The organism is Ruegeria sp. C5 (assembly GCF_056537605.1).
Genome location: NZ_JBQFRX010000002.1, coordinates 55,755 through 71,447, shown reverse-complemented (window position 1 = coordinate 71,447; position 15,693 = coordinate 55,755). Strand labels below are relative to the sequence as shown.

The following is a 15,693-nucleotide window of genomic DNA, read 5'->3' as shown; positions in this document are numbered from 1 at the left end:
TTGGGCTGGCCATCTGCCTAAGGTGAAGGCGCGGCCTTCGCCAACAACTCTTTGACTTTGTCATCCTGATTGATTTGCAACCGAACCGGTAGGGTCAGAACTTTGCTGCGGAAAGTGGCGGGCAGGCGCACGGCGTCTTTCTCGGTTGTCACCAGTTGCGCGCCCAGTGCTTTGGCCTCGTTCTCAAGCCGCGTCATCAGCGCTGAAGTCAGTGGTTGGTGATCATCCAGTGCCTCGGCCCGCAGCAGTTTCGCGCCTTGCTGTCGCAGAGTTCCAAAGAACTTATCCGGATAGCCTATGCCCGCAAAGGCCAGAACCGGTGTATTGTTCCAGTCCATTCCGGTTTGGAGCGGACACACCTCGCCGGTGGCGTGTGGGACCGTCAGGGCAGGTTCCCATCTTTCTGAAAATGTTGACTGCGCTGCGGCGTCCCCAAGCGACAACACGAGAGCAGCACGTTTCAATCCAACGGCCACAGGCTCTCGCAGTGGACCAGCAGGAAGGCAAAGGCCATTGCCAAATCCGAGCCGCGCATCCACCACGATGATGGAAAAATCCTTGGCAACTGCGGGGTTCTGAAAGCCGTCGTCCAGCACGATCGCGGTCGCCCCTGCCGCTGCGGCTGCCTGCGCGCCCGCTGCACGATCTTTGGCAACCCAGACCTCGGCAAACGCGGCGAGTAACAGGGGTTCATCCCCGACCTGAGCCGCTGTGTGTTTGCGCGGGTCGACCTGCACCGGGCCTTCCAGCGAGCCACCATGGCCTTTGGTCACGACATGAGGTTGATGCCAGGTATCCCTCAAATATTCCAAAACCCAGATCACCGTCGGTGTCTTCCCTGTGCCACCGGCATTCAGGTTGCCAACGCAGATAACCGGTACGCCCGGCGAGATGCCTTGCCCGCTCGCCACGCGACGGGCGGTTGCAGCGGCATAGAGGCGACCAAGTGGCGCCAACAGCCTGGCGCGCAGATCCAACCGATCAGGGGCTGAGTTCCAGAAGTCAGGTGCCCGCATCGTCACGCCCTCGCCGGTCCATTGTATCCTGTACCATATCGATCAGTTGGTCCGCCTGTGGAGCCCCTTCGGTGACAATCCGCCATCCGGCCAATGCCATGTCTGCTGTGCGGTCAGGTGCCAACAATTCGACAACGCCATCGCCCAACTCTGTTGCGGTTCGTATCTTCAACGCGGCTTTTGCCTGCCCCAATCTGTCATAGAGACTGCGATGCTTGCTGACATGAGGCCCATGGATTACCGCAGATCCCAAGGCGACTGCGGTCAGAGGGTCGTGCCCCCGCGCCCCGCGTTCCAGTGAACTTCCCATGAAGGTAACTGCGGATACACGATGCCAAAGGCCCAGATCCTCGGGCTCGGCTGTTAGAATTACTTGTGTGGTGTCTTCGATTGGATGGCCTTCATCCCAGTTGGCGCATCGAAGGTCCATCGCTTCGAGGCGTTTAAACAAGGGCGCTGACTCGGACATATCCGCCACATGCAGGACCAAAGCCAGACGTGGCAGCATCCGCAAGGCCTGACGATGGGCCGTCAGAACCGAGATGAATTCCTTGTCCTGAACCCATGCGGCCAGCCAAACCGGGCGTCCGGCCATTGTGTGAGTGGTCTCGATCAATTCATCTTCGGGCCAGGGCTCTGGGTTGGGGCTGATATGAAGTGGTGGCGCGACCGAGATTTTTGCCGAGTTCACTCCCAGGCGTCGGATTTGGCGTGCGCTGTCATCATTGGGCGCAAGTATCGCTGTAAAGCAATCCAGCGTGTATCGCGTGATATCAGGTAGCCAACGTCCACCCCTTGCGGTTTTCACGTCGACCACAGCCTCAAGCAAAATTAGCGGAATGCCCCGCTCCTGTGCGCGTGTTATCACATTGGGCATCAGCCCACCGCCAAACCACAGCCCCATATCAGGGCGCCAGTGATCCAAGAACGTGCGCGCCGCGCCGGTATGTTCGGCGGGCAGCATTGTGATCGGGGTATCGCAATCTTCCCAGTCCTTCAGATCAACATCGGGTGGGGCGGTCAGCAACAGCGAAAGTCCCGGTCGCACAGACAGCAGCCGACGGCAAATATTGTCGACGGCCCGCAACCGATCGGGTGTACTGACATGGACCCACAGAAGTTCACCTTCCGGGCGCGCAATCTCGGGGTGGCCCGTGCTTTGCGGGACGCCCCAGGACAGGACCCGATAGGCCGCAAGGCTCAGAGATCGCGGCTTGCTCATGCCGGAATTCCGGCCCCATTCGGGTCAAGCCGGGCCTGAAGGTCCGAATGCACCGCTGAACCTGCCGCCACCACGCCGTTCAGGCGCGGGTGGGTATTGTTGAAGCGCAGAGGTTGCCCCAAACGATCGGTACAGAGCCCGCCTGCCTCGCGCAGGATCAGATCTCCGGCGGCGATATCCCATTCCCAACTGGGTCGCAGCGTCAGCATCCCGTCGAACCGTCCCTGCGCAACCAGCGCCATCCGATAGGCCAGAGACGGGCGGTATACACGGCGAAAGTCAGGTGCAGCACCGGATTGCCAGTGGCGCGGATCTAGATTGGGTTTTGCCGCCAAAATCTCGGCTTCGGGCAGGTGCGCTTGCCCCGACACTTGGATTGCAGTGCCATTCAACGTTGCACCTTGCCCTTTTGCAGCCGCATACAGCAGATCACGTAAGGGCAGGTAGATGACGGCTGCCGTGACCTCACCGTTCTCGGTTACGGCCAGCGAATGGGCCCATGTGCGCGACCCCTCGGCAAAACTGCGGGTGCCGTCGATGGGATCGATGACGAAGACCCGATCACACGTCAGACGGTCGGGGGAATCCTCGGTCTCTTCACTCAGCCAGCCATAATCCGGTCGGGCCGCCTGCAGATCACGTTCGAGCATCGCGTTGACGGCCAGATCGGCCTCGGTCACCGGGCCTGCGCCTTCGGGTTTATCCCAGCGCTGGGCATCAGGACCCGAATAGCGCGTGGCGATCTTTCCGGCCTCAAGCGCAGCGTCGATCAGCAGGGGCAGGTCAGTTGCCGGCAAGTGTCATCCCTTCGATCAACAGCGAGGGTACAACGCGCGATAGGTAAGGCCGCGCATCGTTTGCCGGAATGATTCGCATCAGCATGTCGCGAAGATTGCCAGCGATGGTACACTCGTTGACGGGATGGGTGATCTCGCCGTTCTCAACCCAAAATCCCGAAGCGCCGCGTGAATAGTCGCCGGTATTCGGATTGATGGTCGATCCGATCATCGAAGTGACCAAAAGCCCGGTACCCATGTCGCGCAACAACTCGGCGCGGGTCTTCTCGCCTTGCGTCAGGCTCAGGTTCCAGTTGCTAGGCGACGGCGGCCCGGATACGCCGCGCGCTGCGTTGCCGGTCGAGGTCATTCCCAATTTGCGGGCGCTGGACAGGTCTAACGTCCAACCGGTCAGAACGCCATCTTCAACGATCGCCCTGCGCCGTGTTGCCAGCCCTTCGGCATCGAACGGGCGCGAGCCCGAAATGCGCGGGCGATACGGGTCTTCAATCAAAGACAAATGTGCCGGTAGAACCTGTTGCCCAAGGCTTTCCTTCAGCCATGAGGCCCCGCGGGCTATCGCCGCGCCATTGCTGGCGGCCAGCAGATGGCCGATCAGGGATGATGAAATCCGTTCGTCGAACACCACCGGAAAACTGCCGGTCTGGGGCTTGCGTGCTCCCACGATCTGAACCGCACGTTCACCAGCCGTGCGACCAATCTCGGCGGGGCTGCGCAGGTCAGACTGAAAAGTCCGGCTGTCACCGTCATAGTCACGCTCCATTCCCGTCCCTTCGCCGGAAATGGCGACGCATGAGGTTGAACGGCTGCTGCGCATGTAGCCACCCGAAAAGCCGTTTGTCGCGGCAAGATGGACCCGGTGGGTACCATAGGCGGCCGCAGCGTCTGACACCTGTGAGACTCCCGTAACGTCCAGCGCTGCTGCCTCTGCCGCCAGCGCATCCTGCATCAGAGCTTCAGCGCTGGGTTCAGGGGCTGGGTCAAACAGCTCCAGCGCGTCGATATTACAGTTGGCGACCAATTGGTCAGGCGCGGCCAAGCCGGTGAACGGATCTTCCGGCGCTTCCCGTGCCATGGCCACGGCGCGCTCGGCCATCGCGGTAAGCGTATCGGGGCGACTATCCGAACTGGATACGATTGCCTGCTGTTTGCCAAGGAAGACCCGCAGCCCTAGATCGGTCGCTTCCGAGCGTTCGGCATGTTCCAATGCACCACTACGTACTTCCACAGAAACGGATGAGCCATCAATTACTATGGCATCCGCTGCCTCGGCACCTGCCTTGCGGGCTGCATTCAGCAGCTCTTCACTGATTGTTTGAGGTGTTCGCGTCATGAGGCCTCCGGTCTTGTTGTTCTGGACCTAGCCTCGGATAGTCTGTCCCGCAAGGCCTGCAGCCCACTGGCTTTATGTGCCTCGGGCGGGAAAGGCCAGCGCAGCGGCCTTTCCCAATTTGTTTGTCACTTGATACGCTGACCGTTGGCCAGGATCTGTCCATCCTCGGTAAACTCGATTTTCGAGTTCAACGTGTCCGGTTCTTCACCCGGAACAGCCATCAGACCCATCATCATACGCGCGCCCAGCGCGTCGTTTTCCGACACAAAGCCCATGCCGATCAGCTTGTCCAGCAGAGCGTTGGCCCCAACAAGTTTCAAGTTGGCAACACCTGACGGGGCAGGCAGGCCATCAAACTCTTCCGTGTTGGAGTTGTCGAACGCAAAGTCGCCATCACCGCTCAATTGGGCTCCGACCAATGATACGAGAAGCTTGTTGATCTTCAGCGAATGCAGTTCGCCCGGAACGATATCAGATGTCTCAAGCTCTTCGACGGCTTCCGGGTCCATGAAATCGACCAGAACTTTGGCGGTGCCGGTTGCATCCAACGCGATGGTCGCCGGATCGCGCGGCAGCGCACTAGCAGGGTCGAACATGCTCCACAATACGTCGGACATGGTGAAATCCGTCAGGTTCATGCCAAACCCAAATGGCTGGATTTCTTCCGAGGCCTGCACCGGAAGCTCGAATTTCAGTCCTGCATTTGCCATCGCGATTTCGATTGGAAAAGGCAGATCCGACGTGGTGACGGCTAGTTTGGTGCTGTTCTGCGCAAGATCGTAGACAAGGCGCTGTGCATCGATGCTGCCGGTAAAGCTGCCTCCTTCGGAACTGCTGCTGAGCGAGAATGGCTCACCCTCGGCAGTGCCTGCCATTTCGGTGCTGCCCGAGGCGTATGTGAATGTACCTGAAGCGGCGAACCCGGCCTTGTAGATGTCTTCAATGTTGGCGACATCCATACCGGGTGGAATGATTGTATCGCCATCAAATTTCAAACCATCTAATTTACCGCTGATCCGGCCCGTGTCTTCACTTTCGGGCTCGTTGAAGGCCACATCATAGGACAGGCTGCTGGCCGTGAACTGCTGCGCGATATCGCGCATCTCGCCGATCTGCATCTGCGATGTGCCTGCGATTTCGTTCATCTGAACGTTCAAGGCAAACACGTCGCTGGATACGGTTTCGCCATCAAACTCCATCGAGTCCATCGACAGAGTCAGGCTGTTCGCCGTATAGTCATATGTCATGTTTTCGGGGGTACCCGAAACGACCATTTCCAAGGCGTCGTGAGCGTACATCAGATCAGCCGAAAATGTCTCGCCCTCGGCTTCACCCGAAATTGTCATCGGGAAGCTGGCAGGAAAGCCGATATTGACTGTACCGTCGCCATTTTCGGTCAACGTCATCTCGGGGATGACCATGTCGAAGGTGCCTTCGGTGTCCGGAATGGCCATGGCCATCGTCATGTTCGCGATGGTGGTGACGTTGCCGGAAACGCTCTGATCGCCAGTGACGTCATAGCCCATGCCGCCCAGATAAGCCTGCCAATCGGCCCAGACATCATTGGCGGTAACATCTGCAAAGGCGCCGTTGGTTGCAACAGCATAGGCCAAAGCTGCACCGCAGCTACGGCGAAGGAAAACAGTCATAAGAGAACCCTTCTTGATCAATTTGCCGGCATGGTCGTGCCTGTAGCGGCCAGCGTCAAGGGGGAAGGGGTGGACCAATTCCCCATTTGCAGGGTACGAGTTAAGACAATTTCAAATGCAGGGATTTAAACGATGCATATGCAAGGGAAAACGGTACTGATCACAGGGGCAAGCCGAGGCATTGGAGCGGAAGCCGGGCGCGTTTTTACCGCAGCTGGGGCCAATGTGGCCTTGGTCGCACGCAGCCGCGATCAGATTGACGCTCTGGCTGCGGCATTGGGTGAAAATGCCATGGCGCTGGCCTGCGATGTCAGCGATTTTTCCCAGGTCGAACAGACAGTTGCCGATTGCATCGACCGGTTCGGCAAGCTGGATGTGCTAATCGGGAACGCGGGCGTCATTGATCCGATCTTTCATCTTTCGAATGCCGACACCCGGGCCTGGAGCCAAGCAATCGACATCAACTTGAAGGGTGTCTTTTATGGAATGCGTGCCGTCCTGCCCATCATGCGGGCAGCAGGCGGCGGGACCGTTCTGACAGTCTCGTCCGGTGCCGCGTCGAACCCGGTCGAAGCCTGGAGCCACTATTGCGCATCAAAAGCCGGGGCCAAGATGCTGACCGAATGCCTGCATCTGGAAGAGGCGCATCACGGTATTCGCGCAATGGGCCTGTCCCCGGGAACTGTGGCCACAGATATGCAGCGGGTGATCAAGGCCAGCGGAATCAATCCAGTAAGTCAGCTGGATTGGGACGATCACATCCCCGCAGACTGGCCCGCGCGGGCGTTGATGTGGATGTGCTCGGCAGATGCGGATGAGTTCTTGGGGACCGAGATATCGCTGCGCAACGAAGACATCCGAAAAAGGGTTGGGCTGACGTGATCGAACTGACACAGGATAATGGGCTGTGGACCGTCACGTTGAACAATCCGGATAAGGCCAATGCGCTGACCTCAGCGATGCTTAGCGAATTGGTACGCATCGCAGAGGCGGCAACCGAGGCACGTGCATTGATCCTGACGGGGGCGGGCCGGGTCTTCAGTGCGGGCGCCGATCTTGAAGAAGCGCGGGCGGGCCTTGCGACATCCGATCTTTGGGAGAGGTTGTCGGGTGCCATTGCCGCCTTGCCCTGCCTGACGGTGGCCGCGCTCAACGGCACTTTGGCCGGTGGAGCCAACGGTATGGTGCTGGCCTGTGACCTGCGTATCGCAGTGCCCTCGGCCAAGTTCTTTTACCCGGTCATGAAGCTGGGATTCTTGCCGCAGCCCTCGGATCCCAAGCGGATGGCAGAGTTGATCGGTCCGGCCAGAACCCGACTCATACTGATGGCGGGACAGAAGATTTCTGCAGAAGAAGCTTATAGCTTTGGGCTGGTTGATCGGGTGGTTGAGCCCGAACATTTGATACCAACTGCACAAGAACTTGTAGCCGACAGCCTGTCCGCAGATCCGTCGGTTGCTGCGGGCATAGCCGGATTGTGCCCATGAGGTTGGCCGCGCTCCGATTGCGGGTGGCGGACCCGGATGCGTTGGCGGCGTTTTATCGTGATGCGCTTGGCATGTCTGTCAGGGTTGAAGGCGCCAATCGTCGTCTTGGATATTCCGGTCAGGATGCCGATCTGTTGCTGATGCCGGGCGGCGGGGGTTACCGCCATGATCCGGGGCAGCGGTATTGGAAGATCGGGATCACGTTGCCGGATGTTGATCTTGCCGCAGAACACCTGCGCCAGAAGGGTATCCCGGTCAGCGCGCCGCGGCAGTTTCTGGATATCGGCTATGTGTGCCATCTGAATGACCCCGAAGGGTTTGCCATTGAACTGCTTCAGCAGGATTTCGAGGGCAACCGGCCCGAAAATGCCGCCAGCGCGGACGCCCCATTTGCCAAGGCCTGTATTGGTCAGATCACTTTGCGAACCGGTGATATCGCTGCCGAAGATGCGTTCTGCCGATCCATGGGAATGTCATTGCTGTCTTTGCAGGATGTCGAACCTCACGGGTTCGATCTGCATTTCTACGCGTTCACTGCTGACAAACCGCTCAATCCCGACCTCTGGGCGGTTGAGAACCGCGAATGGCTGTGGAAGCGCCCATATACCACGTTGGAATACCAACACATCCCAAATGCCCGGTTTGCACCGGTGCCGGACTATCTCGGGATCGAAATTGAAGGGCTGGCTGACCCGCAAAAGGATGCATTCGGCGATCCCTGGCTTCCTGCCTGATCATCGCCCGCGTCGTTTGCCCGGCACTTTTGAGCGAAACCCCGGCGGGCGTTTGCGCACCCAATTCAGGAACTTCTCAAGCCTCGGATGTTTGCGCAGTGCATCGACGGTGTGAAAGTCACGCGCCAGTTCGGCCTCGGTCAGTGTCGCGTGGATCTCTTTGTGGCATATCTGATGCAACAAAACGGTGGGCCCGCCCTTGCCTCCCTTAAGCTTTGGGATCAGATGGTGCAGGCTTCCACCACCTTCGGGGATCGGACGGTTGCAGAGCGGGCAGATCGGATCGGAATTTGCCATGACCTAACTTCGCGCTGATGCGTGTACAGGGCAAGAGGGACACAATGGCGCAAACCATGGTCATCGGGGCAGGGCCAGCGGGGCTAATGGCCGCCGAACAGCTTGCCGCCGCCGGGCACGAGGTTGTAGTGGCCGAAGCCAAGCCGTCTGTCGCGCGTAAATTCCTGATGGCGGGGAAGTCCGGCCTGAACCTGACCAAGGATGAGCCTTTTGACATGCTTATGGGCGCATACGGGGATGCGAAGGATTGGTTGCATCCGATGATACAATCGTTTGACGCACAGGCGGTGAAGGCTTGGGCCGGTGATCTTGGGCAAGAGATGTTCACGGGCTCCACCGGGCGGGTGTTTCCGAAAGCCATGAAGGCCTCACCATTGCTGCGGGCCTGGCTGGCCAGATTGGATCAGACCGGTGTTCAGATCAGGACACGCTGGTGCTGGCAGGGATGGCAAGGTGGCGCGTTGGCTTTTGAGACGCCAGATGGCATGCAGTTTTGCTCGCCCGACGCGACGGTTTTGGCATTGGGGGGTGCCAGCTGGGCGCGGTTGGGTTCGGATGGGGCTTGGGCCCAGTGGCTTGCGGACAGCGGAGTTGATCTAACACCGTTTGCACCGGCTAACGCCGCTCTGTCAGTCGATTGGAGCCCCTATATGCAGCCACATTTTGGCGCGGCGCTCAAGTCGGTGCGGTGGATGGCGGGCGATCTGGATAGCCGTGGTGAGGCCACTATTTCCGCAAAAGGCCTGGAAGGTGGCGGTATGTATGCCCTGACCCCTGCGCTGCGGATGGGGGCGCCGCTGTTTGTTGATCTGGTCCCGGATGTGACGGCTGAAGGGATGCAGGCGCGATTGGGCGCGAAGAAATCAAAGGCAACGCTTTCGCATTGGTTGAAGAATGGTCTGCGTCTGTCTCCGCAAAAGGTCGCTTTGTTCCACGAAATGACTAAGGGCCGCGCATTGAAGCAAACGCAATGGATCGGTGCGCTGAAAAACCTGCCCATCAGGTATGCTGGGTTACGCCCGATGGATGAGGCGATCTCAACCGCTGGCGGGGTAGCATCGGGTGCCGTGGACAGCGGTTTGATGCTGATTGCATGTCCGGGCGTTTTTTGCGCAGGCGAGATGCTGGATTGGGAAGCCCCGACCGGTGGTTATCTTCTGACCGCCTGTCTGGCGACGGGACGTTGGGCCGGTCAGTCGGCGGCAACGTGGTTGGCGCGCTAGGCCTTAACCCGATCGGGCCAGCATCGCCAGACGGATCATGGCACGCTCTACCAGTGCCATCGCAGGTGCGGTTTGACCTGCCGAGCGCAAGGATAGGTCCGTATCTGTAAGGACGGTTAAAGCGGTCTGCAGCTTGGGCGCCCCCCATCCCTGAGCTTGCCTCAGGATCCGGTCACGTCGTTTGCCATAGACCGGAGGGCGCAGCTTGCCGATACCCTGCGCCGCGCCTCCAGGGTCGGATGCGCAGGCATAGAGCGTTCGGAAATGCCGCGTCGCCCCAATACACAAGGTGACCCCGTTGGTGCCCTGCGCCTGCAGGCGTCGGATAAGGGGGCCGATTTCCTGTGCTCGGCCCTCGGCAACGACGTTCAATACATCATCCAGCGCCGCCTCGGTCGACCGCGGCGCACAGGCTTCAATGTCTTCAATCGTCAGTTCACCGGCGTCACCGCGTTTGTAAAGCGACAGTTTGTCAACTGATTGAGTGAAATCACCAGGGCTGAGCGCCATTGCAAGTTCGCTTAGCGTCGACATCGAATCGCGCGGAATATTCTTCAATCCGGCTTGCGCCAGAATGCGCTCCACCTCGGCGCGCGAGGGCGGGTCATCGTAGATGCCAACAGCGTATGCGGCAGGGTTCGCTTCGAATGCTTTGCGGATTTTCGAGCTGGGTTTGAGCTGCCCGGCCGTCACGATGATCTGTGCATCGCCATGATCCCAGTCTTCAAGGGCTGTGAGAATCGCAGGCGCTGCGACATCGGTGGCGTCTTCAACAAACACCGCGCGGGGACCGGGGAAAAATCCGACAGCCTTGACCGCGTCCAGCAACAGGGCCGGATCGCTGCGTAGATCGCTTCCGGGAATGCGGGTCAGGCGCATTTCCTCTTCGGCGCCAGGTCCCAGCAAAGCCGCCAGCACCTGTTGGCGCTTCAACGCAACGCGCATCGCGTCCGCCCCGTAGATCAGCAATCCGGCTTTGTCCGCGTCCGGCTTGGAAAAATACCCTTCAGCCTCACGCGGGCTCAACTTCATGTGGACAGGCCCGGCGTGGCGTAAAGGCGGTTCACGATCTGATCGGCTAGAATCACCATCAGCCGCTCGGTCGCATCACGCTCATCTGCCAGTGTAGACACGGTCGAGCCTGCAGCAGAATAACCGACAAACTCGGTAACGTTGCCCGAGGCAATGACTTGCCCGGTTGCGTTGGATTTCAGCGCGTAAGTCGCATTCCCGTCGATCGTATAGCGATTGGTTTCATTCGCTGTGGTGATCGAGGCCCTGCGGGTGACCGTCGAAACCCCCACATCCAGCTTGTATTCGTTGCCCGAGGTCGCGCTTCGACCTAATTTGCGTTCCAGATTCTGGACAAGCAGAAAGCTTTCGACGGTATTCGGCGCTGACACCTCGACCTTGCCATCCAAGGCCGAGCCTGATCCTCCGGGCGCATAAACCGGCTCGAACCCGCAAGCGGCGAGCGCCAGCGGCATCAACAACAGGGTTCTACGATCAAACGACGACATTAACGATCCGGCCCGGAACAACGATCACTTTCTTCGGTGCAGCGCCATCCAGCGCCTTTTGCACAGCTTCGGTGCTGAGGGCGATTTTTTCAACCTCTGCTTTATCCAGATCTTTGGCTACGCTGATCTCGGCCCGACGCTTGCCGTTGATCTGAATCGGTAGGGTTATGGTGTCATCGATCAGCATCGTCTCATCCGCGATGGGCCAGGGCGCGGTTGCAACCAGGCCTTCGCCGCCCAGCATCTGCCAAAGTTCTTCGGACAAGTGTGGCGTCATCGGCGACATCAGCTGCGCTAGTGTCTTGGCTGCCTCGCGCTTGACTGCAGAGCCCGCTTTGGATTTGGCAAGCGTGTTGGTGAATGCATAAAGCTTTGCGATAGATGCGTTAAAGCCAAAGGATTCGACCCCGCCCGATACGTCATGAATGGCTTTGTGCATCTCACGTAGCAGCGTTTCGTCATCTGCTGTGGCCGGCAAGTCCGATTCTGCGATTTCTGCGGCGATGCGGTGCACGCGGCTGAGATGTTTGAACGCGGCTTCGGCGCCCGACGCGGTCCATTCCACGTCGCGCTCAGGTGGGGAGTCGGACAGAACAAACCAGCGCGCAGTATCCGCACCAAAGGCCGAGATGATGCTGACCGGATCGACGACGTTCTTTTTCGACTTGGACATTTTGGCTGAGGGGATGATTTCAACCTCGGTGCCGTCGGTCAGCTTGCCGTCGGTCACGTCTTCGGGCAGGTGATAGACCGGGCGACCGTTGGCGTCGCGTGTTTGATAAATTTCATGAGTCACCATGCCTTGAGTGAACAGCGCGTTGAACGGCTCAATCGCTTTCTTCGGCAAATGACCAGTGATGTTCATCGCCCGCGCGAAGAAGCGCGAATAGAGCAGGTGCAGAATCGCATGCTCAATACCACCGATATATTGGTCGACATTCATCCAATACTCGGCTTCGGCAAGATCGGTGGGCGTTTCCGCGCGTGGAGCGGTGAAACGGGCGAAGTACCACGACGAATCGACAAATGTGTCCATCGTGTCAGTTTCCCGCTTGGCTGGAGCGCCGCAGGAAGGGCAAGGGGTGTCGCGCCAGCTGGGGTGGCGGTCCAGCGGGTTGCCGGGGATCGAAAAATCTATGGGTTTGCTGTTGCCGTCATCATAAGGCAGCTCGATCGGCAGATTATCTTTCTTCTCGGGGACCGTGCCGCATTGATCACAATGCACAACAGGAATCGGGCAGCCCCAATAGCGCTGGCGGCTGAGCCCCCAATCGCGCAGGCGGTATTTGGTAACACCTTCACCCCAACCGGCCTTTTCGGCGAAATCAACGGTGGCATTGATGGCCTCGTCACCCGTTGCCTCGGTGAGACCCGCAAAATGATTCACCCAGCGGACTTTCTCGGTTTTCGGCGGAACAAACGCGATCTTGTCGACCGGAGTGTCATCATCCAGTGCAAAGAATGTGTCGACCACAGGCAGGCCGTATTTGCGACAGAAATCGAGGTCACGTTGATCATGAGCTGGGCAGGCAAAAATGGCGCCGGTGCCATAGTCCATCAGGATAAAGTTGGCGATCCAGACCGGCAGCTCCCAGCTGGGGTCGAGTGGATGTTTTACACGTATGCCGGTGTCATAACCCAGCTTTTCGGCGGTTTCGATCGCCTCTTCAGTGGTGCCGCCCTTGCGGCATTCGGCAACGAATTCAGCGACTTTCGGGTTTTCTGCCTCAAGCTGCTTGGCAATCGGATGATCGGGCGAGATGCCAACAAACGACGCGCCCATCAGCGTATCGGGCCGTGTCGTGTAGACGGTGATCGGCTCACCTCCATCGGTGCGTTCGAACCCGAATTGCAGGCCACGGGACTTGCCGATCCAGTTCTCTTGCATCAGGCGTACCTTGGCGGGCCAGTTATCCAGCGTATCCAGCGCGTCGAGCAGTTCCTCGGAATAATCGGAAATCTTGAAAAACCACTGAGTCAACTCGCGACGCTCAACCAAGGCGCCTGAACGCCAGCCACGGCCGTTTTCTACCTGTTCATTGGCCAAAACGGTCATATCGACCGGGTCCCAGTTAACCACGGCGTTCTTGCGATAAACCAGACCGGCCTCGAGCATATCCAGGAACAAAGCCTGCTGCTGGCCGTAGTATTCCGGATCACAGGTGGCGAATTCACGAGACCAGTCGATCGACAGGCCCAGCGGCTTCATCTGTCCGCGCATGTCGGCGATATTGCCGTAGGTCCAATCTTTGGGGTGGCCACCACTGGCCATTGCGGCGTTTTCCGCAGGCATCCCGAACGCGTCCCAGCCCATCGGGTGCAGCACGTTATGACCGGTTGCGAGCTTGTGGCGGGCGATCACGTCACCCATCGTGTAGTTGCGTACATGCCCCATGTGGATACGGCCAGACGGGTAGGGGAACATCTCAAGCACATAGTATTTCGGCTTGTCCGCCTTGTGATTGGCGGTGAAGATTCCGGCCTTGTCCCAGGCCTCCTGCCATTTTGCTTCGATTTCGTTGGCCGAGTAGCGCGACATCATGCGGTCCTTCGTGAATGAAAACGCCGGGTAGGAACCCGGCGTGGTAATAGTGTGATTTTTGTCGGGTTTCTAGAACTTGTTGTCCGCAATGCGTAGCTGACGCGCGCGAGACAGGATCGCATCTTCGACGGCGCGCGACGTTGCAGCGCTGACCGGAGAACCGCCACTGGTCTGAAGAGCTACGGACAAGGAACGCGCTTCCAGGGCAGGATCACTGATGTGAACTGTCGCGCGATAGGAACGCCCGCCGCCGGGCGGTGTGCCATAACCCGTTACGATCACTCCGGTAAACGGATCGACCTCTTGGATCGGCAAGAAATTCAGTACATCCAGCGATGCGGCCCACAGATAGCGATTTACCTGAGTGACCTGCTCTGAGGTGTTCGGGCCGAATACGTCCCAGATCGTCGAACGATTCGGGTCATTCAGTTCGCGTTCCTCTGTCGAGCTGCCATCAGCGGTCAACACACTTGCATCGCCAGGCGGTGGCCCTCCGCAGGCTGATAAGGCAGCCGTTACCATGATCAAACCTGGAATCGTAATACGGCGCATCGTTGGAAGGTCCCGTGTCACTTGTTTTGCTCTGTCGAGTGATACTCCTAGACAAGGACCCGTACAGCAACAACCCTATTCTTTTATGATCGACTCGCGCGAACCGCACGATCCGTTGAATTCGACTGTGGCATCCTTGCACCAATTTGGGCCGAATGACGTCTTTGCGTTTATGCCAAGCTTGCGCAACGGGGGCAAAAAAAGCGAAACGGTGTCCGTGCTGAGACGCGTGCTTTGCATGTGTCGAGTAGAAAATCTTTGAAACCGAGGGAAACAAGATGAAAAAAGTTCTCTTCGCAACGACCGCACTGATTGCAACCGCAAGTGTTGCAGCGGCCGAAGTAAAGTTCAGCGGTTACGGCCGCTTTGGTCTGGGATACCTGGAAGACCGTACAGGTACCGTTGACGCAATTGGTGGTGGTGAAGCGACCGGCGTAGAAACCGACGAAACCATCCTGGTCTCGCGCTTCCGTCTGAACATCGACGGAATCGTTGAAACTGACGGTGGCGTTCGCTTTGAAGGCCGTGTTCGTCTGCAGGCAGACGAAGATGCCGGCAACGGCGAAGCAAACTCCGCTGGCCTGAACGGCGCACGCTTCTCGGTCATCTTCGGTGGTCTGCGTGTTGACGCCGGTAACGTAGCCGGTTCGTTCGACAACTTGGCAAACTACTACGGTAACGAGCCTGGCCTGGAAAGCTTCATTGGTCAGTACTCGGGCGTCGACTATGACTTCCTGGCGTATTCGTCGACCGGTTCGGGCGCAAACGCTGTGTTCTTCCAGTACGCAGTTGGCGACTTCGCCTTCGGCGCGTCGTATGACCAGCGCACATTTGCTGACGAAGCTGTTGCGGGTGCGGACACTGATGATGCAGACCGCTGGGACATCAGCGCGACCTACACCTTCGGTAACGTAACTGCCGCTCTGGCCTACGGTCAGACCAGCGGTCTGGGCGACGCCGACAAGCAGAGCCTGACCGTTCTGACCCTGGGTGCAGAATTCGGTGACTTCTCCGGTACTCTGTTCGTCGCAGACGATGACGTTGCAAACGATGACCGCAACGGCACCGCATACGGTCTGTCGGCAGCCTACAACCTGGGCGCGGCAACCACTCTGACCTTCGCTTACGGTGACGGTTCGGCAGACGACGATCTGCAGCAGTACGGCATCGGTGCCATCTACGACCTAGGTGGCGGTGCATCGCTGCGCGGTGGTATCGGCAACCAGAAGCGTGGCGACGGCGACAGCCAGCTGCGTGCCGACTTTGGTGCTCAGTTCAACTTCTAAGTTGATCTGAACCACAAGGTTCAAGGGCAGGTCTT

Annotated in this window: 15 protein-coding genes; 5 read left to right on the top strand and 10 right to left on the bottom strand. The window is 58.7% G+C overall.

Features of this window, described 5'->3' with window-relative positions:
* Nucleotides 1-17: 17 nt before the first annotated feature.
* The 5 genes from lpxK to ACR0AW_RS08270 all read right to left on the bottom strand — a co-directional run bounded on the left by lpxK (nucleotide 18) and on the right by ACR0AW_RS08270 (nucleotide 6,017).
* The gene (gene lpxK / locus ACR0AW_RS08290) at nucleotides 18-1,016 is read right to left on the bottom strand and encodes a tetraacyldisaccharide 4'-kinase (protein ID WP_170732541.1); all 999 of its coding nucleotides are present in this window, start codon (nucleotides 1,014-1,016) and stop codon (nucleotides 18-20) included.
* Nucleotides 1,003-2,238 (bottom strand): glycosyltransferase N-terminal domain-containing protein, encoded by a 1,236-nt coding sequence (locus ACR0AW_RS08285; RefSeq protein WP_170732539.1) that lies wholly within the window; start codon nucleotides 2,236-2,238, stop codon nucleotides 1,003-1,005. Before ACR0AW_RS08285 ends, lpxK begins: the two co-directional genes overlap by 14 nt.
* Nucleotides 2,235-3,035: a 3'(2'),5'-bisphosphate nucleotidase CysQ gene (locus ACR0AW_RS08280; protein ID WP_170508917.1), complete on the bottom strand. Its 801-nt coding sequence runs from the start codon at nucleotides 3,033-3,035 to the stop codon at nucleotides 2,235-2,237. Before ACR0AW_RS08280 ends, ACR0AW_RS08285 begins: the two co-directional genes overlap by 4 nt.
* Nucleotides 3,022-4,368, bottom strand: coding sequence for a TldD/PmbA family protein (locus ACR0AW_RS08275; RefSeq protein ID WP_170508915.1), 1,347 nt, complete (start codon nucleotides 4,366-4,368; stop codon nucleotides 3,022-3,024). Before ACR0AW_RS08275 ends, ACR0AW_RS08280 begins: the two co-directional genes overlap by 14 nt.
* A gap of 125 nt (nucleotides 4,369-4,493) precedes the next feature.
* Nucleotides 4,494-6,017, bottom strand: coding sequence for a DUF2125 domain-containing protein (locus ACR0AW_RS08270; protein WP_170732538.1), 1,524 nt, complete (start codon nucleotides 6,015-6,017; stop codon nucleotides 4,494-4,496).
* Nucleotides 6,018-6,149: 132 nt separating this feature from the next.
* Between ACR0AW_RS08270 and ACR0AW_RS08265 the strand changes: the two genes are divergently transcribed.
* From ACR0AW_RS08265 to ACR0AW_RS08255, 3 genes are read left to right on the top strand one after another with little or no spacing between them, the layout of a single operon-like run.
* Entirely contained in the window at nucleotides 6,150-6,899 is a 750-nt protein-coding gene (locus ACR0AW_RS08265) for an SDR family oxidoreductase (RefSeq protein ID WP_170732537.1), read from the top strand.
* Nucleotides 6,896-7,504 carry an enoyl-CoA hydratase/isomerase family protein gene (locus ACR0AW_RS08260; RefSeq protein WP_170425866.1) on the top strand — a complete coding sequence of 203 codons (609 nt, stop codon included), beginning with the start codon at nucleotides 6,896-6,898 and terminating at the stop codon, nucleotides 7,502-7,504. The genes ACR0AW_RS08265 and ACR0AW_RS08260 overlap by 4 nt, the downstream gene beginning before the upstream one ends.
* On the top strand, nucleotides 7,501-8,238 hold the full coding sequence (locus ACR0AW_RS08255; protein ID WP_170732536.1) for a VOC family protein: 738 nt from the start codon (nucleotides 7,501-7,503) through the stop codon (nucleotides 8,236-8,238). Before ACR0AW_RS08260 ends, ACR0AW_RS08255 begins: the two co-directional genes overlap by 4 nt.
* Here ACR0AW_RS08255 and ACR0AW_RS08250 read toward each other — a convergent pair whose 3' ends face one another.
* Nucleotides 8,239-8,535, bottom strand: coding sequence for an HNH endonuclease (locus tag ACR0AW_RS08250; protein ID WP_170406707.1), 297 nt, complete (start codon nucleotides 8,533-8,535; stop codon nucleotides 8,239-8,241).
* Nucleotides 8,536-8,579: 44 nt separating this feature from the next.
* Here ACR0AW_RS08250 and ACR0AW_RS08245 point away from each other — a divergent pair, with 44 nt between their 5' ends.
* Complete coding sequence (locus ACR0AW_RS08245) at nucleotides 8,580-9,758, top strand: TIGR03862 family flavoprotein (protein ID WP_170732535.1); 1,179 nt, start codon at nucleotides 8,580-8,582, stop codon at nucleotides 9,756-9,758.
* Between the two features lie 3 nt (nucleotides 9,759-9,761).
* Here the strand turns inward: ACR0AW_RS08245 and holA are convergent, their stop codons facing one another.
* From holA to ACR0AW_RS08225, 4 genes are all read right to left on the bottom strand, one after another.
* Entirely contained in the window at nucleotides 9,762-10,790 is a 1,029-nt protein-coding gene (holA, locus tag ACR0AW_RS08240) for a DNA polymerase III subunit delta (RefSeq protein WP_170732534.1), read from the bottom strand.
* Nucleotides 10,787-11,278, bottom strand: coding sequence for an LPS assembly lipoprotein LptE (gene lptE / locus ACR0AW_RS08235; protein ID WP_170732533.1), 492 nt, complete (start codon nucleotides 11,276-11,278; stop codon nucleotides 10,787-10,789). Before lptE ends, holA begins: the two co-directional genes overlap by 4 nt.
* Nucleotides 11,265-13,817, bottom strand: coding sequence for a leucine--tRNA ligase (gene leuS / locus ACR0AW_RS08230; RefSeq protein ID WP_170398887.1), 2,553 nt, complete (start codon nucleotides 13,815-13,817; stop codon nucleotides 11,265-11,267). Before leuS ends, lptE begins: the two co-directional genes overlap by 14 nt.
* A 72-nt stretch (nucleotides 13,818-13,889) precedes the next feature.
* Nucleotides 13,890-14,372, bottom strand: a complete 483-nt coding sequence (locus tag ACR0AW_RS08225) for a DUF3576 domain-containing protein (protein WP_170398884.1) — start codon at nucleotides 14,370-14,372, stop codon at nucleotides 13,890-13,892.
* Nucleotides 14,373-14,650: 278 nt separating this feature from the next.
* On the opposite strand from ACR0AW_RS08225, the gene ACR0AW_RS08220 reads away from it, so the two are divergent.
* Complete coding sequence (locus ACR0AW_RS08220) at nucleotides 14,651-15,658, top strand: porin (protein WP_170398881.1); 1,008 nt, start codon at nucleotides 14,651-14,653, stop codon at nucleotides 15,656-15,658.
* Nucleotides 15,659-15,693: the final 35 nt, after the last annotated feature.

Bases quoted from the DNA above. Each gene is read 5' to 3' on its own strand.
- lpxK (WP_170732541.1), bottom strand. From the start codon at position 1,016: ATGCGGGCACCTGACTTCTGGAACTCAGCCCCTGATCGGTTGGATCTG.
- ACR0AW_RS08285 (WP_170732539.1), bottom strand. From the start codon at position 2,238: ATGAGCAAGCCGCGATCTCTGAGCCTTGCGGCCTATCGGGTCCTGTCC.
- ACR0AW_RS08275 (WP_170508915.1), bottom strand. From the start codon at position 4,368: ATGACGCGAACACCTCAAACAATCAGTGAAGAGCTGCTGAATGCAGCC.
- ACR0AW_RS08270 (WP_170732538.1), bottom strand. From the start codon at position 6,017: ATGACTGTTTTCCTTCGCCGTAGCTGCGGTGCAGCTTTGGCCTATGCT.
- ACR0AW_RS08265 (WP_170732537.1), top strand. From the start codon at position 6,150: ATGCATATGCAAGGGAAAACGGTACTGATCACAGGGGCAAGCCGAGGC.
- ACR0AW_RS08255 (WP_170732536.1), top strand. From the start codon at position 7,501: ATGAGGTTGGCCGCGCTCCGATTGCGGGTGGCGGACCCGGATGCGTTG.
- ACR0AW_RS08250 (WP_170406707.1), bottom strand. From the start codon at position 8,535: ATGGCAAATTCCGATCCGATCTGCCCGCTCTGCAACCGTCCGATCCCC.
- ACR0AW_RS08245 (WP_170732535.1), top strand. From the start codon at position 8,580: ATGGCGCAAACCATGGTCATCGGGGCAGGGCCAGCGGGGCTAATGGCC.
- holA (WP_170732534.1), bottom strand. From the start codon at position 10,790: ATGAAGTTGAGCCCGCGTGAGGCTGAAGGGTATTTTTCCAAGCCGGAC.
- lptE (WP_170732533.1), bottom strand. From the start codon at position 11,278: ATGTCGTCGTTTGATCGTAGAACCCTGTTGTTGATGCCGCTGGCGCTC.
- leuS (WP_170398887.1), bottom strand. From the start codon at position 13,817: ATGTCGCGCTACTCGGCCAACGAAATCGAAGCAAAATGGCAGGAGGCC.
- ACR0AW_RS08225 (WP_170398884.1), bottom strand. From the start codon at position 14,372: ATGCGCCGTATTACGATTCCAGGTTTGATCATGGTAACGGCTGCCTTA.
- ACR0AW_RS08220 (WP_170398881.1), top strand. From the start codon at position 14,651: ATGAAAAAAGTTCTCTTCGCAACGACCGCACTGATTGCAACCGCAAGT.